Below are 22,467 nucleotides of genomic sequence, written 5' to 3'. Positions count from 1 at the left end.
AAATGTAGTTAAGTCAGTATTCTAACAGCTTTTGTCAGCTAACCAGAAGATTGCTGTCATTAATGATGCCAGGGTCAGCAGGCATTCAGGCGCATGTCGCATAGTTCGCTGCGTTTAAGCAGATCGGACCAGTATTGAATTTCTTCATCGGGTAAACCGATCGCTTCCACGGAACGAAAGGGGATGGTGCGCCAGGACTTATTCAGGCTGTAAAGGGTATTCTCCCCTGAAATAGTACGAGTTAATACTATCTCTCCCCATTCGGCATCAACAACCTGGCCACACCAACTGATCTGGATAGCCTCTGCGTATTTAGCAGAGTGGCTTCCGGACAGAATTCTGAAATGGCTGAAATCACAGCTACTTTGGAGTGCTTCACGGAGCTGGCTGAGGTAGTTTTCAGGAGAAGTAGTTACTTTGTCCATCACCTGAATGGCGAGCATTTCCTGCCAGTTTATAATCGTTTGGTCAGCCGGGACCACCTCTTCTACGCCCCGATCATTCAGCCACTCCTTATGTACCGTTTGCCAACCCGATGGTATATAGACTTTCAGTATTTCACCGCCTTCAGCTGAGTTAAGTACATCGGGCGTCGCCAGGATGTGAAACTCACCGGTTTGAGCTGCTGCGCTGCCACTTAATAAGCCGATTAAAACCAGTAAGAGGATAAGGCGTTGTAAGTAAGTCATGCTGCTGTTCTCCAAAGAGTTTGTGCTTGAGCGTCAGAAGTAGTGTTGCCAGATCAGTCGCAGGCTGATCACCAATGAAATACCGACCAGTAGTGGACGGATGAGTTTGGTGCCATGACTGACGACCAGGCGTGATCCGACCCGCGCCCCCAAGTATTGTCCAGCCGCCATAGCCAGTCCAACTGACCAGAGCACGTGGCCTCCCAGGGCAAAAAACAACAAAGAAGCGAAGTTGGAGGTGAAATTGAGTAGTTTAGTGTGGGCAGTAGCTTTGGCCAAGCCGTAGCCAGCCAGAGCAACAAAGGCTATGGCAAAAAACGAACCGGTTCCCGGACCAAAGAAACCGTCATAAAAGCCGACACTGGTGCCGATCAAGAAAGCAAAGGCCAAGGGTGGAAGGCGTTGTTGGCTGTCATCATTACTGATACGCGGTGAGAGTAAAAAATAGATCGAAAAGCCGATTAGCAGAAAGGGAAGTAATTTACTCAGGAAACCGGAGTCCATGCGCTGAATCAGCAGTGTGCCTATAGCGCTGCCACAAAATGTGCAGAGGATATGTGGCCACAGGGTGTTTAACTTGATTAATCCTTGACGCCAGAAATATAGAGTGGCTGTAAACGAGCCAAAACAGCTTTGCAGTTTATTGGTAGCCAGTGCCATAGCGGGAGGCATGCCCGTGGCTAGTAATGCTGGCACAGTGATCAGACCACCGCCGCCAGCGATAGCATCAATAAAGCCAGCCGCTAAGGCTGCCAACATCAGTAGCAGCAGGGTTGTGAGCTCAAGCTCCATAACGAGTGGTTTTAGGTTCCAGGCTGGCTTTCATCCCGGCGCATGGCAAACTGCTCTTCATGTGCAACTTCCATGATGGCCACCAGTTCATCAACCCGCTTGTTGAAGTCGGCGAGTTGTTCTTGAGGTACAGAAGTGGCCATAGGCAGGTTGGCTGTCATGGGGTTTACAGGGCGGCCATTGATGTGTAGTTCATAATGCAAATGCGGGCCGGTAACGCGACCAGTTGAACCCGACAGGCCAATTCGCTGACCGCGCTGGATAGAATCACCACGATTTACATCGATACGGTGCATGTGTAGGTAACGAGTTTTATAGGTGCTGCCATGCTGGATTTCGACATAGCGTCCGGCAAACGGGTGGTTTTCAACACGGGTTACCACGCCATCCCCAATACTAACGATTGGTGTGCCGGTTGGCATGGCGAAGTCAGTACCGTTATGGGGGGAAACACGGCCAGTAACGGGATGTAAGCGGCGCGGATTGAAGTTGGAACTGACTCGGAAATTCTGATTATGTGGGTTGCGACGAAATGCGCGTGTCAGACTTTCGCCATTGCTGTCGTAGTAGTTTCCATCTTCAAACAAAAAGGCAGTATAAGAGTTTCGGCGCTGTTGCAGACGTATACCTTCAATGGATGTCTGCCCAGTGAATTCATCATCAACATATTGGCTATTACGCACTATCTGAAAGCGATCACCTGCTTGAATCTGACGGTTGAAATCAATTTGTTCACCCAGGAGTTTATTGATTTCATGAATCTCGGCTTTACTTAAGCCCGCTCTGATTGCGGAGACATAAAAGCTGCCATAGATTTCGCCAGCTACTATTTCCTGTTCCCAGATGCCCTGGTTGATGACTTCTTCATACTCAAAATTATCGGCATCAACTCGGCGGTAAATAATCTGGTTACCCGGATGAATGTACAACTCCATCTCATCCAGCTCCAGTGTTTCAGGATGCTTGCGGAAGGTCAGAATATTGCCCGGACGAAGGATATCCAGTGCCAGTAGTTGCTCATCGGCAGAAAGAATCTGGTACATGGTTGTCTGGCCAATTTCCACCTGATCGAAGATGGTGCTCAGTGTGTCACCTTGATCTATGGCAATTTTCACTTCGAGTTCAGTGGGTTCTGTTACTGCTTGTTGTTCAGTGGTTGCGGTTGTATCAGGCTGAATAGTATCAGTGAGTCGCTGTGGCTCTTCACTTTCGAGCAGCATTTGCGGTTCTGAGCGCGTCAGTTCAACACTATCAGCTGTGGTGATGGTTGAGTTTCTGGTGTTGTTCGCATTAGTTGATTCTGCAGGAGTTGTGGTGCGGTAACGAATCTGCGGAGTGATGGGGGTATCTTGTATTGGGCTAACAACCAGAGTTTGTCGTTCGGTTATGGCGTTATTTGTATCTGTCCCAGGCCATAGGGCTGCAGCCAGAATAACTAGCAGCGCCAAAAACAGTGCGACGAGGTGCTTAATTGGAATACCTTGTATTCTGAGAGCTGACTTGGCTGTGTTTCTCAGTTGCATCCTATACCCTGAATATTATCAATTATACGTAAATATTATAATAGCAGGCCATTATCACGCGATCAACGGTGCTAATGCAATGTCAAATTGACCTTGTTTATCCCTATCTGCCCGATTAGAGAGCATTTATTGCGCCAGATCAGCAAATATTGCAGAGTGCAGCAGCAGACATATACACCTGAAAGGTCTATACCTATCTAATATAGTTGTTAAATGCAGGTGGCATTAATAATCGGCAAGGTGTGTTCAGAGGCATAATATGGCACAGACGAACTGGCGAATTCTATTCAGTCATGAGGGGCTACCGAATACAAACGCCTGGCCCGAGTGTCTGGATTCACTGAAACAAGCCTTTGCGTGTGTGAATGAGCAGACGTCCATGGCTGAAATGAAAGCCTGGCAACCGACGCTGGTTCGAGCCTTGCAGCAACTGGATCTGCCGGCCTGGCGGATCAGCCAGGTCATTAGTGATCACAATGATTGGATTTATCGCTATACCCTGCGTGAGTCTCTGTCTGAGATGCAACAGCAGGGGTGGGGAGTGCCGCCTTGCGATTATTGCGTGCTGACATTGGGGTCGGGCGCACGTCATGAAAGTCTGCTGAGTCCAGACCAGGATAATGCGATGATTATTGAGAACTACCCAGAAACCCGGCATAACGAAATAGACACCTGGTTTCAAGCGCTTGGTGAGCGTTTTACCGATAAGCTGGATGTCGCCGGAATTCCGCTGTGTCGGGGACATGTGATGGCGCGTTGGCCTTTGTGGCGTAAATCACTGGATGAGTGGTGTGAACAGATGCATCTCTGGAGTCGCCGTCGCACGGTTAAACTGGTGCAGTTATCCAATATTCTGCTGGATTTTCAACCTGTGTATGGTCAGTTCGCGCTGGCCGAAAAATTCAGGCAAGCCCTGCTGGAGTTGATGCCTGGAGCAGGCTTGTTCCTGGATGAAATGAATGAGTTGCAGAAGGAGACTACCGTAGCATTGGACAGGTTAGATCGTTTGAGCAGCGATGGTCAGGATGCACCACATCAGCAAGCCATTAACCTCAAACGCCAGGGCTTGCTACCCATGCAAGCGGCCTTGCGACTGATGGCTTTGCGAAAAGGACTGGCTGCAGTTGATTGTAAAGGGCGGCTTGCGATGTTGAGCCAGGCTGGGTACCTGTCGGCTGATCGTGCTGTGGCGTTGAATGATGCGCTGGAATATTTGCTGTCATTATTGCTAGAGGCACAGATGGAAGCCGTATCGTTGGGCCGTAAGCCGGATGGTTGGGTGGATAAAAGCAAACTGGCCCCGCATCGTCGCCAGCAGCTTAAAATGGCACTTATGCAGATCCGGGAATTACAAAAACTGGCAGCCAGTTGAATCGTTCAACCTGCTTTGATTTTGTCTTCCGTGCCAGCGGGTTGGCTGTATCTCGGCAGCTCCATCACCAGTACTGCCCCACCTAAGGTTTGCGGCGGATCCACCCAGAGCTTGCCGCCAAGATGAATCAGTATACCCCGGCAGATGGGCAGGCCCAGGCCTGTGCCGCGCGGTCGACCACGGGGTTGTTCGGTATTACCACGTTCCACCTGATGAAATTTTTCAAACACCTGATCGCGTTGATTTTCCGGGATGCCCTCGCCATTATCTTCAACACTCAGTCGATAGTTGTCCTGATCCGTGTAAAGTTTGACGATCACTCTGGCCTGATCTTCAGCTGCAAATTTGCGTGCATTATCGAGCAGATTGATCAGTACCTGTTGCAAGCGGTCGACATCAGCACTGACCCAGGCTGTTTCGGTTGCAATCTGCAGTTCCAGGTCGACGCTGCGCTCTTCATAGAGCCGGGTTACGGCTTCCACGGACTGGTGTAAGGCCGCGACCAGGTCAACAGCCTGGGGTTTCAGGGTCATGCGCCCGGATTCGAGTCTGGCCAGGTCGAGAATTTCTTCAATCAGGCGTGACAGGCGTTCACTTTCACGCACAACGACATCCAGGAAGTGTTGCTGTTTTTTCGCGGGCAGATCCGGGGTGTTTTTAAGAATTTCGGCAAAGGCGCGTATCGACGTCAGTGGGGTACGTAACTCATGACTGACCATGGCGACAAATTCATCCTTGAGCTTGTCCAGTTCGCGCAAACGGTCATTGGCGGCGCGCAGTTCATTGCCAATCCGTGCCAGTTCGGTGGATTTCTGTTCCAGGCGACGATTGTATTCCAACGTTTGCGAAGTCGTATCCAGAATACTCAGTACGGCCTCTAAGTCCAGAGCTTCACCCTTGACTACCGAGTTAATTAATACCCTGGCAGATGAGCTGCCCAGTGCTCCGGCAAGCTGTTTTTCAGCCTGACTGATCATGTCCGGTGGAGCCGGGCTGTCGTCACTTGCCGGATCCTCTTGGTTGCTGAACGAGCTGGATAGACGCTCAGTTGCCACCGGTCCGAGATAACGATAAACCAATTGGCGCAGTTCGCCGCGACTGGTGTGTCCTTGCCAAAGATGGGTTTGCAAACTGTCCTGGCTCAGTGCCTGAGTAAACAGTGCCGCCTGGGTCTGTTCCAGGCTGGATTGGCGGCTAAACTGCGAGACCAGCAAGATGAGTCCGACGTTGACCAGCATACTCCAGAACAGTGCATGGGTGTGAATATCCAACCCGGTCAGGCCAAAAAGCTGATAGGGTCGCAACCACTCAATACCCCAGGGCCCATCGGTCAGCAACGACACTGACAGCCACCCGGACTGAGCAAAACCAGGTATCAGCAGCGTATGGCACCAAACAGCAAAGCCGCCGATCAGGCCTGCGGCGGCACCTGCCCGGGTAGCGCCGCGCCAGAAAAGTCCCAGTAGCAAGGCTGGAGCGAACTGAGCTGCTGCAGCAAATGAAACCAGGCCGATGGTTACCAGTGAATAGGAATCTCCAATCAGGGCAACATACAGATAGCCCAGCAGTAAAATCAGAATAATCGCAATACGGCGAATGCCCAATAACCAGCCGCTGAGATCGTTACTCTGATCCAGATGCAGGCGCCTCCAGCGTAACAATATCGGCATCACTAACTGATTACTGACCATGGTCGAGAGTGCAATGGTTTCAACAATCACCATGCTGGTCGCGGCTGAAAGACCGCCAACAAAGACCAATAGCGGTAGATAATTCAGCCCGGCTGACAAGGGTAGGGTAAGCACAAAACTATCCGGAGCCCCAGCGGAATCTCCGAGCATTAACCCGGCCAATGCCACCGGAATGACAAACAGATTAATGGCTAAAAGGTAGAGTGGAAATACCCAGGCCGCCCGTTTGATGTGCCGCTCATCAACATTTTCAACCACCAGTACCTGAAACTGTCTGGGCAGAGTCACAAAAGCAAGCGTAGCCAGTAGCAGTAGTCCAACCCAGCCAGCTGCGCCGCCGGGTACACTGGCAAGTCCTAATAAAGTATTGGCTATATCTGGATGATTAGCAGCCTGGGTGAACAGATCAGTGGGACCGGAATAGAGTGCAAAAACCACAAAGATGCCGACAGCCATAAAGGCTAGTAGCTTTACCAGGGATTCAAAGGCAATTGCCGTAACCATCCCTTCATGGCGCTCGCTGGCATCTAGCTGACGAGTGCCGAACAGGATGATAAAGATCGCCAGCACGATAGAGATCCAAAACGACTGGTCTAGCAGGAATGAGATATCAGCGCCACGTTGCGGTCCCACAGCAGAGTGCCCCGTAAGCACATCGAAGCTGATCGTAATTGCTTTTAACTGCAAGGCAATATAGGGGATGATGCCGATCACCGCGATTCCGGCAACCAGTGCACCGATCATTTCACTCTTGCCAAAGCGGGCACTAATAAAGTCAGCAATCGAGGTCAGGCGTTGCGCTCTGGCAATCCTCACCATTTTGCGAATCAGCATCCAGCCAGCCAGCATGGCCAGTGTGGGTCCCAGATAGATTAACAGGAAACTAGGCCCGGCTTCGGCCGCACGACCGACGCTACCGTAAAAGGTCCAGGCGGTGCAGTACACGGCAATGGATAAGGCATAAACAGTGGGAGAGCCGATCAGTGAACGTCCCTGCTCGGCACGCCTGTCTCCCCAGGCGGCGATCAGAAACAGCAGTGCCAGGTAACTGAAAGCCACCAGTAGAACGAGGGCTTCATTCTTCATCACTGCGTTCCATCACCCAGGCGGTTAGAAGAATCAGTGCCAGCCAGCCACTGAATAGCCATACGGGTAACCAGGACAAGCCGTTACTGGCAGGCGTATCAAACAGCAGCAGTAAAGGTGGGGAGAAAAATAGTATTCCCAGCAGAGTGAGGGATACCAGGCGGCTGATGAGTGACTTGCTCTGCATCAGCTAGCCCACCCTGACTGTTTCAGCGGTGGCCTGGAGTGCTAGAGCTTGCTGCAGTGTGTGAATACCACGCGCTTCCAGTCGCGGAATCAGGTTGAGCATTAATTCGGCCGTGACACGTGCATCACCCAAGGCGGTATGGCGTGTGCCCACCGGAAAGGTAATCTGAAAACGCTCCGACAGCGCATCCAGTCCATGCTGCTCCAGGCTGGGGTCAATGGCACGCGACAATAACAATGTATCCAGCACTGGCATATCGAAGTGGATGCCAGCTTCCTGTCCCGGCAGGTTAATGGCCAGCAGGTCAAACGCGGCATTATGGGCCACCAGAACCGCCTGTCCGACATAATTGTGAAACCGCGGTAGCACCACTGCGAGGGGTGGTGCATCACGTACATCCGCATCACTGAGTCCATGGATACGCGTACTTTCAGCCGGGATTGGTATGCCGGGGTTGACCCGTTGATCAAACTGCTCATTGGCCTGCAAGCGACCATTGATGATACGGCAGGCACCTATGCTGACAACGGTATCACCCTCACGTAGTTTTAGTCCGGTGGTTTCGGTGTCAAAAACAGCCATTTCCAGTTGTTTCAACAGGCAGTTGCCCAGTTCACTGTCAGGGGGCGGTAGTTCGGCAATACTGAAGTCATGAAACTCCGGCCGGGGTTCGGTTTTTCGATCAGGTTCGGCATAACGGTCAGTTGCGGGTAGTGGGATGCGCAAGCGCGCATGTTCGCGATCATGATCTGGCAGGCACCACCAGTCAGAATTGTGCTGACTTAACACGTCACCGATGCGCGGGGCCAGGGGCTGCTCGGTCAGGGGTAGGGCGCGCCAGGTTTCCAGAGTGCTCTGGGACACCGGTTGACCTTCCCAGATCAGGTCCAGATAAACGCGCTTGTTACCTAAACAGAACTCTATATCAAAGGCTTTGTTGTTGATCGTGTTGCTTAGCGTGGGTAACAGCGCCTCCAGCATAGCCAGTAGCGTTGGGCTGTCAGCCCGAAACCAGGCGGGGATACCGATGGGGGTAATGGTGATGGTTTTATCTTCCCAGAGCTCGGTCATGGCACTGGTCAAGTCAACCGACCAGGTATCAGATAGGCAGGTCTGATCCAGTTGCAGCGATTCGAGAACGCGAGATAACTGTTCGATCAGTTCGCCCAGAATGCGACTTTCTTCATGCATGGCGTTTTCAAGCCGGAGGTGAATGTCGCTGTCTGCTGTTGATCCACTCAGCGCTTCAGCCGTCGTGGTCAGGCTGGCTGTATGGCCTCGAAGTTCCGGTAATAACTGTGCCAGTGGCTGTCGCCAGCGCTGATGGCTTTCATGCGTATCGGTGGTGTCTGTTAAGGTCAGTAAGGCTTCGCCCTGGTTGGCGCGAACGCGGCGCAGGTCGCAACGCAGCCAGCGTCCTTCATGATGGAGTAACAGTTGCCGGGGGCTGTCGTCGGTAGGGAGCTTTTTCAGGGCTTCAGTAAGGTTGGGTAACGGCAGCAATTGCTGCAGATTGCGCCCCAGACCTAATGCCGGATGATTACTAAAAAAGGCTTTAGCGGCGGGATTCAGCATGAGAACACGCTGGTGTTTGTCGCACAGTAACAGAGGTGTTTCCAGTACGGCCAGAACAGCTTCAAGTTCATGGCGTATCCGCGCCGCATCACGGGCGCCTTCTTCCCAGGCAGAGCTGAGTAGCTCCCGGTCATTGCGCCAACCCTCACGCAAGCGCGAAAAGTCACTGCTTAGACCGCTAAGCCAGCCTTCCGGGTTAAAGTCATCTCTGGCATCTGGATTGGCTGCAAGCCGGGCAAATTGAATCTGAAGATGTCGCAATGGGGAGAAAAGCTTACGCTCCAGCCAGAAGCCGATAAACAGCATTGCTGCCGGAGTTAGTAGTGCCGTGATCCATAGCAGAATACGACTGGACGGATCAGCGCTGATCTGGCTATCCAGCAGTGCACCGAGGACGATGGCCGTAAAGGAAACCAGGCCTGTTGCCAGCATCCAGATACCCAGAAGAAACTGACGTTTTGGCATAGTCTCAGCCCGCTTCCTGAAGCAGTGTCCGGACTTTTTCAACGAGTGACTGGGTTGAGAAAGGTTTAGTGATGTAGTCATCGGCACCCAGTGCCATACCTTTTTCACGTTCCACCTCTCGTCCGTGGGCTGTCAGCATAATCACCGGTAGCCGGGTAAAGCGACTGTCCTTGCGCAACGCTTCAAGCACATCAAATCCGCTGATACCCGGCAAACTGATGTCCAGCAAGACCAGGTCGGGCTCGAGTTGATTGATCTGCTCCAGCGCGGTTTCACCGTCTTCAGCCGTTGATACAGAAAATCCCGCTTGCTCCATCAAAAATTCGAGTGATAACAGGATGTTTGGCTCATCATCCACTACCAGTACTTTGGTCATATGCACTCCTTATTCTTTTTTATTAAGTCTAGTGCGGATGATACTAAGTTGAAAGGTCGGCTCAGGATTAATCCCGATCAGATGATAAAGACAAACTATCCCAAAGAGCCACTATGGCGGTCTTGTCCTGATCCGAGAGGCGGTCAATGGTAAACGCCTGTTGCAGACTGTCATGCATCAACTGGTCAAGACTTGCGCTATCTATAAACTCCTGACCGTTGATCAGGCTTAAGTGTCCCAGCAAATACGCGCAGCAGAACAGCTCATCGCTGCTGGTGTCTGCGCTGGCTTCCAGGCGTATCAATTTCTCATAAGCCGTATCGGCTTGCAGGGTAATGTCGGTCATATTACTGGGCTTGTTTTAGTAGCAGGGTAAAGCGGTTACCGTTAGGTTCAACCTGTTCCAGGCGGACGACCAGGTAGTCCAGTTCTGGTGCAAACCAGATCAGGGTTTCGCGATCGGAGTCTTCGCCTCTGTCGCGTTCAACACGGATGGCATTGAACTGACCCGCTGGAGTGTCGACCCGATCTTCTCCGGTCACATTGAATCGATAGGTTTGCAGGCGGCCACCATCGGCGACCTGATAACTGAGAGAGGTTTTGCCGTCGGCAATATCGGCTGGCATCTGCAACTGGTAGCTAAGCTTGTCGTGTATGCCCGGTTCTATCGCCATGCGCCAGGGTTTGTCATCGATATCGGTAGTGACATGGCCGGCATCCCAGTCAAAGCGTAATTGAGCGGTTCGATTGCGCGTCAGGATACGGCGATGATAGTCATAACGCAGCGGCAGTAGTTGATTGTCCCGCTGGGTGACACGCGTAGCTTCGCGAATATTGGCCATCATCGCGGAGGCTTCAACAGAGAGTTCCCAGGTACCATCCTCCAGTTGTTTTAGCTCGCGAATCGCTTCACCGCTGATGGAGATGGTTGCATCTACTTTATTGACATAAACCGCTCGGTAGGGCTTTAACTCAACCTGGCCGGCCAAGGCCGGAAGGCTTAGCAGTAGTATAAATAATGTAATGCAACCTTTGCGCAACATGCACAATCCTCTCGTTAAGACTCCAGTTGAAAGCCTGCAGCTGGAAGTAGGGTATCGTCAAGCAATACCCCCTCTTCTGTCAGCTTGAGTCGCTCAGCACAGAACCAACTGACGGCCAGCGGATAGATCTGATGCTCCAGCGTATGCATACGACCCTGAAGCGAAGCTGAATCATCACTGGTCAATACAGCTGTTCTGGCCTGTATGACCAGAGGTCCGCCGTCCAGTTCCTCGGTCACAAAATGTACTGTGCAACCGTGTTCAGGATCGCCAGCTTCGAGCACCCGCTGGTGAGTGTTAAGTCCTTTATAGCGTGGCAGCAAAGACGGATGGATATTGAACAGCCGTCCGGCATAGTGACGTACAAACTCCGGACTTAAAATACGCATAAAGCCCGCCAGCACCACCAGATCAGGCTCGCAGGCATCGATCTGGCGCATCAACGCCTGATCAAAGCTTTCACGGCTGGTGTAGTCGCGATGGCTGATGAAATAGCCGGGAATACCGGCCATTTCCGCACGTTTGAGGCCAAAGGCATCATCGCGATTACTGATAACGCCGACCACTTTTCCATTGATTATGCCTTGGTTGCATTGGTCCATGATCGCCTGCAGGTTGGAACCGCTGCCAGAGATCAGCGCAACGATACGTTTGCTCATGCGCTTTTGCCGGAGCGCATTTCAACCTGGGCTTCGCCTGCGGCGGCGGTTTCGATGTGACCGATTTCCCAAGCCGTTTCACCCAACTGGCTCAGCAGCTCAAGTGCATGGGCTTTATCCGTTTGTGCAACCGCAATGACCATGCCTACACCACAGTTGAAGGTGCGGTACATCTCTTGCAGGTCCACATTGCCAGCCTGTTGTAACCAGTCGAATACGGCTGGAAGCGTCCAGCTGTCTGCATCCAGTACGGCTTTGGCATCGGTCGGCAGAACCCGTGGAATATTTTCCAATAGTCCACCACCAGTGATGTGAGACAGCGCATGAACCGGCAAGGTTTTAATCAGTTGCAGCAACGGCTTCACATAGATACGTGTTGGCTCCATCAGAGCCGCCGCCAGCGTGGTATCACCCATAGGCTGTTGTAGATCAGCCTGGCTGAACTCGATAATCTTGCGAATCAGTGAATAACCGTTGGAGTGCGGGCCAGAAGACGCCAGCGCTAACAGTGCATCACCGGCTTGTACAAGGGATCCATCAATGATCTCATCTTTTTCCACTACCCCGACGCAGAAACCGGCCAGATCGTAGTCGTCACCTTCGTACATGCCCGGCATTTCAGCTGTTTCACCGCCGACCAGCGCGGCACCGGCCAGCTCACAACCCTTGCCAATACCCGTCACCACATCGGCGGCCATATCAACATTCAGATGACCGGTGGCGTAGTAATCTAAAAACAGCAGTGGCTCAGCGCCTGCGACCACCAGATCGTTTACACACATGGCCACCAGATCGATACCGATAGTGTCGTGTTTGTTCAGCTCCATGGCCAGGCGTAGTTTGGTTCCTACACCGTCAGTGCCGGAAACCAGCACCGGTTTTCGGTAGCCTTCGGGAATTTCACACAGGGCACCAAATCCACCCAGTCCACCCAATACTTCCGGGCGAGCAGTGCGTTTGGCCACACCTTTGATGCGCTCGACCAGCGCGTTTCCGGCATCGATATCAACCCCGGCATCTTTGTAACTGAGTGATGTTTTTACAGAATCTGTAGACATGGTGTATCCGACCTTTAGATCACGGATGAGAAGAAGAAATTCAGCTCGCAAGTTTATCAGGTTGATGGTGACTGGGCTATTGTGTGTTAAAGTTGTGGACCAAATTCTGTGAAAATCGGTTAAAAAATCAGCAATCGGAATCAAATGCCCATGACAAAGAGCGAATCAAGCAGGTTGAAATGGAAACAAACCCTGGCCATGTTGCTGTTGTTGTTGCCACTGAAAGGGGTTGCTGCCGAGTCTATGTTGGTCTGGCTTGCTGAAGAGCGGGCTGGTGTGCGTGATTTTGCAACGGCCAGTCATCCGCTGATTCAAGGCTTGCGTGCATCGGCGCCGACATCTTTGGCGGTGTTATCACCGCTGATGGACCTGGCTGATCAGCAGGCGTTGAGCGTAGACGCGCTGTGGCGCGGTGCGGATGAAGTGGTGCTGTCAGCCTCAACACGTTATGCCGCTGACGCTGTGGTGGTGGGGCGTGTCGATGCCGGTGGTGCTACGCCGTTTACCGAGTGGGTGGTCTGGCAAGATGGACAACGTCAGTTACTGTCCACACAAGGCGACTGGCAGGAACAGGTCGATGAGTTGTTGGCAAGCCTGCCTCAGATAAGCACTATTGATCCGAATGCTATAGCAGCCCCACTGTCGCTGCCGGGACAGATGACGCCTCCCGGCTACTTGGTAACCGTGTACCGCTTAAATCAGGCGGGTGATTATCTGCGGGTGATGGATCTGTTCAGGGAACACCTCGGTTCTCAGGCGGTCATACCGGTGAGTTTCAATGCCGGTACGCTGCGTGTCAGCATTGACTATGACGGTGCCGTTTCTGCCTTGCAGCGTGATCTGCTAAGTACCTCTCAACTTACCGAACTGCCGGACGGGCAGCTGGAATTTTTCTGGAACTGAGTTATGTCTAATCTGACACCGCCTGTTCAGTTACCACTAGGTATCTCTTTGCGAGAAGAGGCACGCTTTGAGAATTTCATCATTGGTGATAATGGCTTGCTGTGTGAAACACTCAAAGCCTCGGCCTCTGGTCAGGGCGAGCAGATGCTATACCTTTGGGGCAGCTCAGGGCAAGGGTGTTCACATCTGTTGCAGAGTAGTTGCCATCATGCTGATGCGCTGGGACGTCACGCCGCTTATTTGCCCCTGAGTGAATTGATTGACTACGATGCCTCTTTGTTTGAGGGGTTGGAGCAGATGGATCTGGTTTGTCTTGACGATTTGCAGGAAATTGCTGGCAAGCGCGTTTGGGAAGAAGCCGTTTTTCATCTGTTCAATCGCTTGCGTGCTGCTAATGTATCGCTAGTGACAGCGGCCACACAGTCCCCCACCGGCTTACAGTTACAATTGCCCGATTTGACCTCGCGCTTGCATTGGGGAATGGTGTTTCAGGTACAGCCATTGCATGAAGAGGCCAAAATTGAAACCTTGAAAGCGCGTGCATCCAGTCGTGGCTTTGAGCTCAGCGATGAAGTGCTGCGCTATATTATGCATCATGGCAAACGTGATCTGACCGATCTGCTCAAGGTGTTGGATCAACTGGATCATGCCTCCTTGAGTGCGCATCGCCGTATTACCGTACCCTTTGTAAAACAGGTGATGGGATGGTAACTCAGGCAACCCAATCCAATGCTGATCAAGTTGCAGCTGATAGTGATTATCAGCTGCGTTTTGGTGGCACGCGGCGTCTCTATGGTGAATTATTGACTGAGTACTATCGTCAGGCACAGGTGGTTGTGGTGGGGATTGGTGGTGTGGGCTCCTGGGTGGCTGAAGCGCTTGCCCGAACCGCCATAGGTCAGATTACGCTGATCGATCTGGATGATATCTGCATCAGCAATATTAACCGCCAAGTGCATGCCACTTCCAGCAGTATCGGGCAGATGAAAGTGGATGTCATGGCCGCACGCCTACGGGATATTAATCCCTATTGTCAGGTAAACACTCAGGCGGCGTTTATTCAAGCTGCTAATATTGCTGAGCTGATCCCGGATGATGTCGATTATGTGGTGGATGCCATCGATAATGTACGTGACAAAGCGGCACTGATTGCCTGGTGTAAACGGCGTAAAATCCCGCTGATCACCATCGGCGGGGCTGGCGGGCAAACTGACCCGACCCAGGTCAGTGTGGCTGATCTGACCCGAACCTCTCAAGACCCGCTGGCGGCCAAGTTACGCTCTGTATTAAAGCGCCATCACGGTTTTAGTAAAACCGACAAGTTTGGTATCGACTGCGTCTACTCCACTGAACAATTGCGTTATCCTCAGGCGGATGGCAGCGTTTGTCATCGCAAGCCAGACGCGGGAGGCCCCACGCGGCTGGATTGTGCTGGTGGATTTGGTGCGGCCACTTGTGTCACGGCAACCTTCGGGTTTGTGGCGGTAGCGCGTTTGTTAAAGAAGATGGAAGCCCGCTTTGTACGTCAGCAGGCGGCTGGTTGAATCCATAAAGACTAATTCCCTAAAAACTAAGGTGGCAGATTAATGAATCCAATGCGTTCGCTGTATCTGACGGGTGTGTTGTTGTGTTTGTTGGTATTGGCTGGCTGTACTGAAACTGAAACAGCTCCCGAGGTTAAGCATCTTGAGGGTGGGATTTTCGGTACCTTCTGGGTGGTGTCTATAGCCGATCCGGTCAGTGATGAACAACTGACTGCGTTACGCCAGGGGATAGAGGACACGCTGGAGCATGTTGATCTGCAAATGTCGACCTGGAAACCGCAATCGGAATTAATGCAGTTAAATGGGCATCCTGTTGGCGAGTGGCTGGTGGTGTCACCTGAGTTGATGCAGGTGTTGTCATTGAGTCAGACCATCTCCGCACAAAGTGGTGGCGCATTTGATGTGACGGTAGGGAATCTGGTCAATCTTTGGAGCTTTGGTCCGGAACAGCGGCCGGATGAGATTCCTGAACCCGAACAACTGCAAACGCGACTGGCTACGGCTGGCTATCAGGGTCTTGAGTTAGATACTTCAGCCAGTCAGGCACGTCGGCAGCGGGATTTCTTTATCGATCTATCGGGGGTTGCCAAGGGCTTTGGTGTCGATGAGGTTGCACGTTATCTGACTGCTCAGGGACTGAGCCATTTTTTGGTAAATATTGGTGGCGAGCTGGTAGCATCCGGCGAGCGTGAGCCGGGCCAGAGCTGGCGCATTGGTATAGAGTTACCCCATAGCGGGGTGCAGGTAGCGCATCATATTATCCCGGTGAAGGATATGTCGATAGCGACTTCTGGTGATTACCGTAATTACTTTGAAGTGGATGGGCAGCGTTTTTCTCATACCATCAATCCGCTCACCGGTTGGCCGATAAATCACCGCGTTGCTTCGGTGACGGTGCTGACCCCTGAAAACGCCGAAGCGGATGCCTGGGCTACTGCGATGATGGTGTTGGGAACCGAGGGCATGCCCTTGGCTGAGTCGCTGCAACTGCGGGTGTTAATGCTGGAGCGAAATGCAGATGGCTGGACCACGCACCTGTCATCAGCGATGGTTGAATATCTCGGGGAAGAGAAAGCTCAGGCATTGTTGCATGGCGAGCAATAGTATTACTCACTGAGTTTAACTATTGTTCTGCATTTCGAAAACGCCGAACCTCCCCAGAGCTGCGGGCTTGCCTTTTACTAAGTAAGCCAGCTTTGTGTTTCATGGTTGGGCTGTTAGTATGCAACACAAGAGTTACCGGAAGTGGAGTTTGATCAACGGGTAATGTGCTGTTCCAACACGAGACAGTACTGACTGGCTAGAGCGAGATAACGTTAGGAGCAGTGTTCCGTGAGGCGTTTTTTAATATTTTTTGCTTTCATATCAGTTGCTTTCCTGGCGCCCGGCATAATGATGGCAGCTGATTCGTCCAGTACTGACGCCGATAGAGAGCAGCAAACTGCACAACAGGTTTCTTATATTGTATCTGGTATTGTCAGTTATTCTCGTTGGCCCGATGACATCGCTCCGTCGAAAGCCTGTATCGTCGGATCAACACTGTATATGCAAGCTCTATTTGATCAAGATGTGAACAGAAATTCTTATGCCTGGCAGCATTATCAGGACAGTGATTATGGGGAAGTGGAGCGTTGCGACATTGTTTATATTGGGGCGCTTACTTCTTCAGAACAACACAACCTCCTATCTGAGATTACCGGTAAGCCTGTACTGAGTATTAGCGAGCATGATCCTGAGTGTTATGGAGGCAGCCTGATTTGTCTGAACCTTGTTGAAGAGGGAAGTTCATTCCAAGTCAACCTGGATGCAGTAGCGCGTAGTGGTATTCGCATACATCCGCAAGTACTGAAACTTGGAAGAGAATGAGGCTGGTCAGATGAGTCAGAACACGAGCGTCAACTACCGTAAGGTAGTCACATTGCGCGGGTTGATGCACAAGGCACAAATTCGCAGTAATCTGGTGGGCATTATCACCTCGGGCACTATCTTGACGGTATTGGGTTTGTTTGCCCTGGTGAACTTAGCTGATCACAACCAAAAGCTGGTTAGCCGTGTTTTGTCTTATACACTTGAAGCCGCCGTGGTGTTCAAGGACAGTGATGCAATTCGTGAAGGTATAAATCTGATTCTGGAAACTGAGAAGCTTTCAGAAGTGGTTGTGTTTGATGAGTATGGCAAGACACTCTACGAATGGAATGCCTCGAGTAAAACTCAATGGGGTCAAATCGAGCGGCAGCTACTAGGTCTCATACTGGACCAACCCAGAATTGTGCCTGTTCGTCATAATGGTGAGCAGGTTGGTGAGCTGCAAATCTATACGGATGGATCGGTTTTTTTCATCTTTATGATGTGTGGTGTTCTGGCTGTATTTTTCAGTCTGATTATCAGTACACTGGGCGCTAATATTGAAGGCGGACGTATACACAGTTTCATCTGCAAGTCTGTCCAGGAACTAGCCAGTATTGCTAGAAAAATCGCGCGAGAGCGTTCTTTTAAACTCAGGGCACCACTCAGCTCTATTTATGAAATCCGGGAATTAGCTGAAGATTTGAATATACTGCTGGACGAGATAGAAACCTGGGAAGGGCACCTGCAACAAGAGAACACATCCCTGAGCTATAAGGCCAATCATGACTCGCTTACGGGTGTATCTAACCGAGCTTATTTTGAACGGGTACTGTCTCAGCAGGTTATTTCTGCTCGTGAAAAGGGGCGGCGACTGGCGCTGCTCTATATCGATGGCTATCAGTTTAAATCCATCAACGATACGTTTGGGCATGCTGCTGGAGACGAGGTTTTGGTTACGACTGCGAAGCGGCTTGGTGCATTGATCCGAGAGCAGGATCAATTGGCACGTCTTGGCGGTGATGAGTTTGCCATATTAATACAGCCTTTGCAGCAGGATCAGGATCTGGAGAGAATGGCCAGTAAAATTGTTGACGCTATGTCTCATCCGATTATTCTTGAAAGCGGTGAACGAGTTTCGTTTTCACTTACTATTGGTGTTGCCACCTTTCCTCAGCAGGGTGAAACCCCAAAAGCTTTGATGCAAGCGGCCGATGACGCCATGTACACAGCAAAAAAGAATGAGAAAAATTTTCACATTAGTTAATTTCTATATTAAAGAGGGTAGAGTTGTGAGGGTATTGATTTTGTTGGTATGTATGCTGACATTAACGGCGTGTCAGTTGTTCCAGGAACGAGGATTGAATGCAGAGCAGGTTGCTGTTTTGCAAAAGCATGGATTCCAGTTTTCTGACGAAGGCTGGGAGTTCGGCTTGGCAGCCAAAGTTTTGTTCAAATTTGATTCTGATGATATAGCGCCGGCTAGTCAGCAGACTATAGCCACTATTATCCATGATTTTCTGGAAGTGGGTATCAGTGGTCTGACTCTGGAAGGTCATACTGATACATTTGGTGACCCAGCCTATAATCTTGAACTGTCACAGCGGCGTGCATCAGCCGTTGCCGAAGTTATGATCAGCAGTGGTATGCCCAGAGAGAATATCCTGGTTCGAGGAATGGGAGATGCCAAGCCGATAGCCGACAACAATACCTTTAGCGGGCGTAGCGAAAACCGACGTGTGACTATCATAGTGGCCAATTAGCCCCAGAGGATCTATGATAAAGCTAACAAAAGGCGTTTATTGACAAAATGCGCCTTTTTTCAATATATTATACATAATTCTATGGTCTAATTTGAGGAGCATCATGGACCCAAGTCGATGTTGTTTTAGTATCAATGAACCGTTACTTGCCCGCTCCACGCACGTCCTATCTTAACCACTGATCAGACTTAGTGGGTCAGTTCCGGGCAGGTGTCGAGCCCGCTTTGGAGACTGACAATGAACTACGCAGAACTCGCTGATTCCCTGCGCCAGGCAATGGAAAAGCAAGATGTTATTGCCCTGGAATCGCTGGTTGCCGAGTTTCAGCCTGCCGACCTGGCAGAATTTCTTCGTCATGAAGAGGTTGACGTCAGCCTGAAGCTGTTGGCGCATCTGGATATAGAAGAACGCGCCGAAGTCTTTGGCTACCTGCCGTTAAACACTCAGTTTCAGGTATCTGAGCTGATGACTGCCGAAGGCCTGGCGCAGCTATTGAACTGCATGGACTCCGATGAGCGTGCCGACCTTTTCAATATCATGGATGAAGACCGGCAAACCTCAGTACTCAAGCTGATGGCCCAGGAAGAGCGTGAAGATCTCCGGCGTATGGCTTCCTATGAGGATGAAACCGTCGGTGCCATCATGACCAGTAATTATGCCAGTGTGCCGGTTACGGATACGGTGTTGCAGGCGCTGGATAAAATACGTAAAACCGCGCCGGATGCTGAAACCATCTACCAGATCTATGTGCTGGATAAGCTGCATCGTTTAGTCGGCACCATTTCATTACGCGAGTTGATTGTCAGCCGACCCACAGCACTGATCAGTGATTTGATGGAGTCCGAACTGATCACCATGTCGCCGGATCAGGATCAGGAGCTTGCGGCCAAAATGATCAGCCGCTACGACTTGCTTGCTCTACCGGTGGTTGATAGCCAGCAGCGCCTGGTGGGTATCGTCACTTATGATGATGCGATGGATGTCGCTGAAGCCGAAGCCACAGAAGATATCCTCAAAGGGGGCTCTGTCGGTGGGCTTGAAGGTAGTTTTAAAGATGCCACCATTTTTATGCTGTATCGCAAACGTATCTTCTGGCTGTTGTTACTGGTGTTTGCCAATATTTTTACTGCGGCCGGAATTGCCATCTATGAAGACACCATCGCCAAGTATGCCGTATTGGTATTCTTTATGCCGCTATTGATTGGTAGTGCCGGTAACGCAGGCTCTCAGGCTTCAACCCTGATGGTCCGCGGGCTGGGAACTGGAGATGTAAAGCTGTCTGACTGGGCAAAATTGTTTGCCAGAGAGATATTTGTAGCTCTGGCACTGGGTTTGACCATGGCCTTTGCCGTTGCCTTTATCGGTCATTTCCGTGGTGGAATGGAGATCGCCGTGATTGTCGCATTGAGCATGATTGCCGTCGTTATGCTGGGTAGCCTGTTAGGCCTGAGTTTGCCATTTGTACTTCATAAATTAGGCCTGGACCCAGCTACAGCCAGCGCCCCTTTGGTGGCAACTATTGCCGATGCCGCGGGGATTCTGGTGTATTTTGGTATAGCTACGGCTATATTGGGTTTGTAGTTGTACCCTTAGGGTTTAGCGCCATCCATAGCGCGCTTGATAATGCTTAAATCCGGCTCATTATTTCTTAAGGTTAAAGCGACCTACGAGTGAGGTAAGTTTTGCAGCCTCCTGAGCCAGTTCGTTGGATGCTATAGCGCATTTCTCAGACGTTTGACTATTACGATGTGAAACCTCGTCAATCTGCTGTATCGCAATGCCTACCTGTTCTGCGCCGGTAGACTGTTGTATTGATGCAGAAGAGATTTCTCTGACCAAGGCCGCTGCATCATGCGTGTTTTGGACAATCTTTTGCAGTGCCTCAGCCGTTTGAGCTGATAAGGCTATACCTTTGTGGGTTTTTTCGTTCGAAGCACTTACCAGAAGGGATGTTTGTTTAACTGCTTCTGCACTTCTTGACGCTAGCTGACGAACCTCGTCAGCGACAACTGCAAACCCTCGTCCTTGCTCGCCTGCTCTGGCTGCCTCAATGGCTGCATTGAGTGCCAGCAGATTGGTTTGTTCTGCTATAGATTGAATGACTCTAATGAATTCATTAATATCGTTGCCAGCCATCTCAATTTCACTCATGGCAACTTGTAGTTCTTCCATCAGATTATTGCCATCACCCGCCGAGTCCGCACTTGCAAGAGAGAGACCGCTGGCTTTTTCAGCGTTACTGGCGGTTTGCCTGATTTGGGTTGCGATTTGAGCGATAGATGCACTTATCTCGGTTACTGAGGCTGCAGAATCTGTAGCTCCATTAGACAAATCATCGCTCATGACCGAAACCGTATCAGAGTTACTACCAATAATGTCCGCCCGAGTTTTAATCTCACTGACCAGTTGATTCAAGTCATCCAGCATTTTTTTGAGGGCAAGACCAAGCTGGTCATCAGCTCCGGCCATAGTGACTGTCTGGTTGAGATTACCGCTGGCAATTTTTTCTGCAACATCAGCATGAGATTTAAGAATATTTGCCATATTGTCGAGGGCTAAAGACAGTTGACCCACTTCATCTTCTTTGGAGTAATTCAATCGTCTATCGAAGCGTCCTTTGGAAATTTCTTTAGCCATATCTACGGCATTCATTATCGGTTTGCTCATGTTCCTTGCCAATATAAACATGCCCAATACAGCCAAGACAGACAGAACTATGCCAATGACAATTTGCCATATAGCATCATTTTTATTTTGGCTGTCAATCTTGGTTGTTATATCTTCAACCTCACTCAATACCAGTGCTTTATCAAGTGTGATAGCTACCCCCCAACTTATATTGGTATTTCCCAGCATAATGGGCGCAATAACGTTAACGGTATTATTAGCTTCATCAATAAAGTAACCGATATCGCCAAGTTTGATTTGATCGACGATTTTCTGACCAAATTCAGAAGAGGTCCCTTGAATGGATTGACCGATGTTATTTGCGTTTCCGCTATCGGCTATATATAAGCCATCTGAGGTGATTATGCGAACGATGGCCGCATCTTTATAGATCGATTCCGCCACACTTTTGCTTAGGTTCTGAACAAAATCCAGATCATAATCCGTACCGGTAACGCCTACAAATCTATCATTTACCATGATGGGAGAAGACAGTGTGGCTAACCATACATTCCGTCCTTGCACAACATAAGGTAAAGGGGCTGTAACTGTGGGTTGTGACGTAGATTTAGGAACCTGAAACCAGGCACCTTTCTTCACACCGTTAGGGTGAGCCTCCAACGAATCATATTCAACCAGGGGTTGCACATCGACTCTCCCGCTGGCATCACGAACCCAGTAAGGGGTGAACCGCCCTGTGTCGGGGTTGTTGCCATATTGTCCGTTGGCATTACTCGCGTCTAGATTGTCAAATGCATTCGGCTCCCAAGCACTGTAAACACCGTTAAGATCCTTGTCCGCATCAAGCACATTTTGCAAAATAGTGTTGAAGGTTGCTCTGTCTATATTTACTGATGTCTGCCCAGTTTGGGATGCTTTCAATCCAGATGCAGCGTTCGATAGAGTTTCTGCAGCCTGAAGACCCTTCTCTAGTTTTCTGGCAATATTTTTTGATGAATCAGCTGCGATGCTCATCATTTTTTCGAGAGTTATTTTGGTGACAAGGTCTGATACTTCAATTCTAACTAAGGAGCTAGATTGCCTTGATGAGTAAACGCTAAATATAATCAGTAAGAAAACTGTTACCAGTACACCAATTGCAGCTGAAACCGCTATTTTTGCTTTTATTGAACGCAGCATGATCTTTAATCCTCAAAAATGAGCGTAAACTCGATTTTTTATTATACAGCTGTAAAGATACAAATTAGACCTGTACTAAAGTCGATTTA

At 50.5% G+C, this 22,467-nt stretch carries 21 protein-coding genes; 9 read left to right on the top strand and 12 right to left on the bottom strand.

The genetic code is table 11. The annotated features are described in order from the left end of the window. Positions 1-74 precede the first annotated feature (74 nt). The 3 genes from F5I99_RS11985 to F5I99_RS11975 are packed head-to-tail and all read right to left on the bottom strand — an operon-like array spanning position 75 to position 3,004. The gene (locus tag F5I99_RS11985; RefSeq protein ID WP_151056308.1) at positions 75-689 is read right to left on the bottom strand and encodes a hypothetical protein; all 615 of its coding nucleotides are present in this window, start codon (positions 687-689) and stop codon (positions 75-77) included. 33 nt (positions 690-722) lie between these two features. Next, the gene (locus tag F5I99_RS11980) at positions 723-1,481 is read right to left on the bottom strand and encodes a TSUP family transporter (protein ID WP_151056306.1); all 759 of its coding nucleotides are present in this window, start codon (positions 1,479-1,481) and stop codon (positions 723-725) included. 11 nt (positions 1,482-1,492) lie between these two features. Further along, complete coding sequence (locus F5I99_RS11975; protein ID WP_151056304.1) at positions 1,493-3,004, bottom strand: peptidoglycan DD-metalloendopeptidase family protein; 1,512 nt, start codon at positions 3,002-3,004, stop codon at positions 1,493-1,495. Positions 3,005-3,263: 259 nt separating this feature from the next. On the opposite strand from F5I99_RS11975, the gene F5I99_RS11970 reads away from it, so the two are divergent. After that, on the top strand, positions 3,264-4,376 hold the full coding sequence (locus F5I99_RS11970; protein ID WP_151056302.1) for a DUF294 nucleotidyltransferase-like domain-containing protein: 1,113 nt from the start codon (positions 3,264-3,266) through the stop codon (positions 4,374-4,376). Positions 4,377-4,381: 5 nt separating this feature from the next. On the opposite strand, the gene F5I99_RS11965 is transcribed toward F5I99_RS11970, so the two are convergent. The 8 genes from F5I99_RS11965 to purM form a co-directional block, all read right to left on the bottom strand. Beyond that, positions 4,382-7,153: an ATP-binding protein gene (locus tag F5I99_RS11965; protein WP_151056300.1), complete on the bottom strand. Its 2,772-nt coding sequence runs from the start codon at positions 7,151-7,153 to the stop codon at positions 4,382-4,384. Continuing rightward, positions 7,143-7,340: a hypothetical protein gene (locus tag F5I99_RS11960; RefSeq protein WP_151056298.1), complete on the bottom strand. Its 198-nt coding sequence runs from the start codon at positions 7,338-7,340 to the stop codon at positions 7,143-7,145. Before F5I99_RS11960 ends, F5I99_RS11965 begins: the two co-directional genes overlap by 11 nt. A gap of 3 nt (positions 7,341-7,343) precedes the next feature. Next, positions 7,344-9,380: a 3'-5' exonuclease gene (locus tag F5I99_RS11955; RefSeq protein ID WP_151056296.1), complete on the bottom strand. Its 2,037-nt coding sequence runs from the start codon at positions 9,378-9,380 to the stop codon at positions 7,344-7,346. A gap of 4 nt (positions 9,381-9,384) precedes the next feature. Then, positions 9,385-9,756: a response regulator transcription factor gene (locus F5I99_RS11950; RefSeq protein ID WP_151056294.1), complete on the bottom strand. Its 372-nt coding sequence runs from the start codon at positions 9,754-9,756 to the stop codon at positions 9,385-9,387. Between the two features lie 67 nt (positions 9,757-9,823). Further along, positions 9,824-10,102: a YfcL family protein gene (locus tag F5I99_RS11945; RefSeq protein WP_151056292.1), complete on the bottom strand. Its 279-nt coding sequence runs from the start codon at positions 10,100-10,102 to the stop codon at positions 9,824-9,826. Position 10,103: 1 nt separating this feature from the next. After that, the gene (locus F5I99_RS11940) at positions 10,104-10,799 is read right to left on the bottom strand and encodes a DUF3108 domain-containing protein (RefSeq protein ID WP_151056290.1); all 696 of its coding nucleotides are present in this window, start codon (positions 10,797-10,799) and stop codon (positions 10,104-10,106) included. Positions 10,800-10,813: 14 nt separating this feature from the next. Then, a complete protein-coding gene (purN, locus tag F5I99_RS11935) occupies positions 10,814-11,458 on the bottom strand; it encodes a phosphoribosylglycinamide formyltransferase (protein ID WP_151056288.1) in 645 nt (214 codons plus the stop codon). Further along, on the bottom strand, positions 11,455-12,516 hold the full coding sequence (purM, locus tag F5I99_RS11930) for a phosphoribosylformylglycinamidine cyclo-ligase (protein ID WP_151056286.1): 1,062 nt from the start codon (positions 12,514-12,516) through the stop codon (positions 11,455-11,457). Before purM ends, purN begins: the two co-directional genes overlap by 4 nt. Positions 12,517-12,666: 150 nt before the next feature. Between purM and F5I99_RS11925 the strand changes: the two genes are divergently transcribed. The 8 genes from F5I99_RS11925 to mgtE all read left to right on the top strand — a co-directional run bounded on the left by F5I99_RS11925 (position 12,667) and on the right by mgtE (position 20,152). Further along, the gene (locus tag F5I99_RS11925) at positions 12,667-13,419 is read left to right on the top strand and encodes a DUF2066 domain-containing protein (RefSeq protein ID WP_191905843.1); all 753 of its coding nucleotides are present in this window, start codon (positions 12,667-12,669) and stop codon (positions 13,417-13,419) included. Between the two features lie 3 nt (positions 13,420-13,422). Further along, positions 13,423-14,130, top strand: coding sequence for a DnaA regulatory inactivator Hda (gene hda, locus F5I99_RS11920; protein ID WP_151056282.1), 708 nt, complete (start codon positions 13,423-13,425; stop codon positions 14,128-14,130). After that, positions 14,124-14,963, top strand: coding sequence for a tRNA cyclic N6-threonylcarbamoyladenosine(37) synthase TcdA (gene tcdA / locus F5I99_RS11915; RefSeq protein ID WP_151056280.1), 840 nt, complete (start codon positions 14,124-14,126; stop codon positions 14,961-14,963). Before hda ends, tcdA begins: the two co-directional genes overlap by 7 nt. Positions 14,964-15,005: 42 nt before the next feature. Then, complete coding sequence (locus F5I99_RS11910; RefSeq protein WP_151056278.1) at positions 15,006-16,067, top strand: FAD:protein FMN transferase; 1,062 nt, start codon at positions 15,006-15,008, stop codon at positions 16,065-16,067. Between the two features lie 228 nt (positions 16,068-16,295). Beyond that, positions 16,296-16,829: a YfiR family protein gene (locus F5I99_RS11905; RefSeq protein WP_151056276.1), complete on the top strand. Its 534-nt coding sequence runs from the start codon at positions 16,296-16,298 to the stop codon at positions 16,827-16,829. A 10-nt stretch (positions 16,830-16,839) separates the two neighbouring features. Continuing rightward, the gene (locus F5I99_RS11900; RefSeq protein ID WP_151056274.1) at positions 16,840-18,075 is read left to right on the top strand and encodes a diguanylate cyclase domain-containing protein; all 1,236 of its coding nucleotides are present in this window, start codon (positions 16,840-16,842) and stop codon (positions 18,073-18,075) included. Between the two features lie 25 nt (positions 18,076-18,100). Further along, positions 18,101-18,571: an OmpA family protein gene (locus tag F5I99_RS11895; protein WP_225307394.1), complete on the top strand. Its 471-nt coding sequence runs from the start codon at positions 18,101-18,103 to the stop codon at positions 18,569-18,571. 237 nt (positions 18,572-18,808) lie between these two features. Beyond that, a complete protein-coding gene (mgtE, locus tag F5I99_RS11890) occupies positions 18,809-20,152 on the top strand; it encodes a magnesium transporter (RefSeq protein WP_151056270.1) in 1,344 nt (447 codons plus the stop codon). A gap of 60 nt (positions 20,153-20,212) precedes the next feature. Here mgtE and F5I99_RS11885 read toward each other — a convergent pair whose 3' ends face one another. Then, the gene (locus F5I99_RS11885; protein ID WP_151056268.1) at positions 20,213-22,378 is read right to left on the bottom strand and encodes a methyl-accepting chemotaxis protein; all 2,166 of its coding nucleotides are present in this window, start codon (positions 22,376-22,378) and stop codon (positions 20,213-20,215) included. Between the last annotated feature and the right edge of the window lie 89 nt (positions 22,379-22,467).

Source organism: Nitrincola iocasae (assembly GCF_008727795.1).
Taxonomy (GTDB): domain Bacteria; phylum Pseudomonadota; class Gammaproteobacteria; order Pseudomonadales; family Balneatricaceae; genus Nitrincola; species Nitrincola iocasae.
Note: the sequence above shows the minus strand (reverse complement) of the source record. Positions and strands in the feature narration are given on the sequence as shown.

Coding starts and splice junctions, on each gene's coding strand:
- F5I99_RS11940 (WP_151056290.1), bottom strand. CDS start 10,799: ATGTTGCGCAAAGGTTGCATTACATTATTTATACTACTGCTAAGCCTT.
- hda (WP_151056282.1), top strand. CDS start 13,423: ATGTCTAATCTGACACCGCCTGTTCAGTTACCACTAGGTATCTCTTTG.
- mgtE (WP_151056270.1), top strand. CDS start 18,809: ATGAACTACGCAGAACTCGCTGATTCCCTGCGCCAGGCAATGGAAAAG.
- F5I99_RS11925 (WP_191905843.1), top strand. CDS start 12,667: ATGACAAAGAGCGAATCAAGCAGGTTGAAATGGAAACAAACCCTGGCC.
- F5I99_RS11960 (WP_151056298.1), bottom strand. CDS start 7,340: ATGCAGAGCAAGTCACTCATCAGCCGCCTGGTATCCCTCACTCTGCTG.
- F5I99_RS11885 (WP_151056268.1), bottom strand. CDS start 22,378: ATGCTGCGTTCAATAAAAGCAAAAATAGCGGTTTCAGCTGCAATTGGT.
- F5I99_RS11910 (WP_151056278.1), top strand. CDS start 15,006: ATGAATCCAATGCGTTCGCTGTATCTGACGGGTGTGTTGTTGTGTTTG.
- F5I99_RS11965 (WP_151056300.1), bottom strand. CDS start 7,153: ATGAAGAATGAAGCCCTCGTTCTACTGGTGGCTTTCAGTTACCTGGCA.
- F5I99_RS11900 (WP_151056274.1), top strand. CDS start 16,840: ATGAGTCAGAACACGAGCGTCAACTACCGTAAGGTAGTCACATTGCGC.
- F5I99_RS11985 (WP_151056308.1), bottom strand. CDS start 689: ATGACTTACTTACAACGCCTTATCCTCTTACTGGTTTTAATCGGCTTA.
- F5I99_RS11945 (WP_151056292.1), bottom strand. CDS start 10,102: ATGACCGACATTACCCTGCAAGCCGATACGGCTTATGAGAAATTGATA.
- F5I99_RS11980 (WP_151056306.1), bottom strand. CDS start 1,481: ATGGAGCTTGAGCTCACAACCCTGCTGCTACTGATGTTGGCAGCCTTA.
- F5I99_RS11955 (WP_151056296.1), bottom strand. CDS start 9,380: ATGCCAAAACGTCAGTTTCTTCTGGGTATCTGGATGCTGGCAACAGGC.
- F5I99_RS11975 (WP_151056304.1), bottom strand. CDS start 3,004: ATGCAACTGAGAAACACAGCCAAGTCAGCTCTCAGAATACAAGGTATT.
- purN (WP_151056288.1), bottom strand. CDS start 11,458: ATGAGCAAACGTATCGTTGCGCTGATCTCTGGCAGCGGTTCCAACCTG.
- tcdA (WP_151056280.1), top strand. CDS start 14,124: ATGGTAACTCAGGCAACCCAATCCAATGCTGATCAAGTTGCAGCTGAT.
- F5I99_RS11970 (WP_151056302.1), top strand. CDS start 3,264: ATGGCACAGACGAACTGGCGAATTCTATTCAGTCATGAGGGGCTACCG.
- F5I99_RS11950 (WP_151056294.1), bottom strand. CDS start 9,756: ATGACCAAAGTACTGGTAGTGGATGATGAGCCAAACATCCTGTTATCA.
- purM (WP_151056286.1), bottom strand. CDS start 12,516: ATGTCTACAGATTCTGTAAAAACATCACTCAGTTACAAAGATGCCGGG.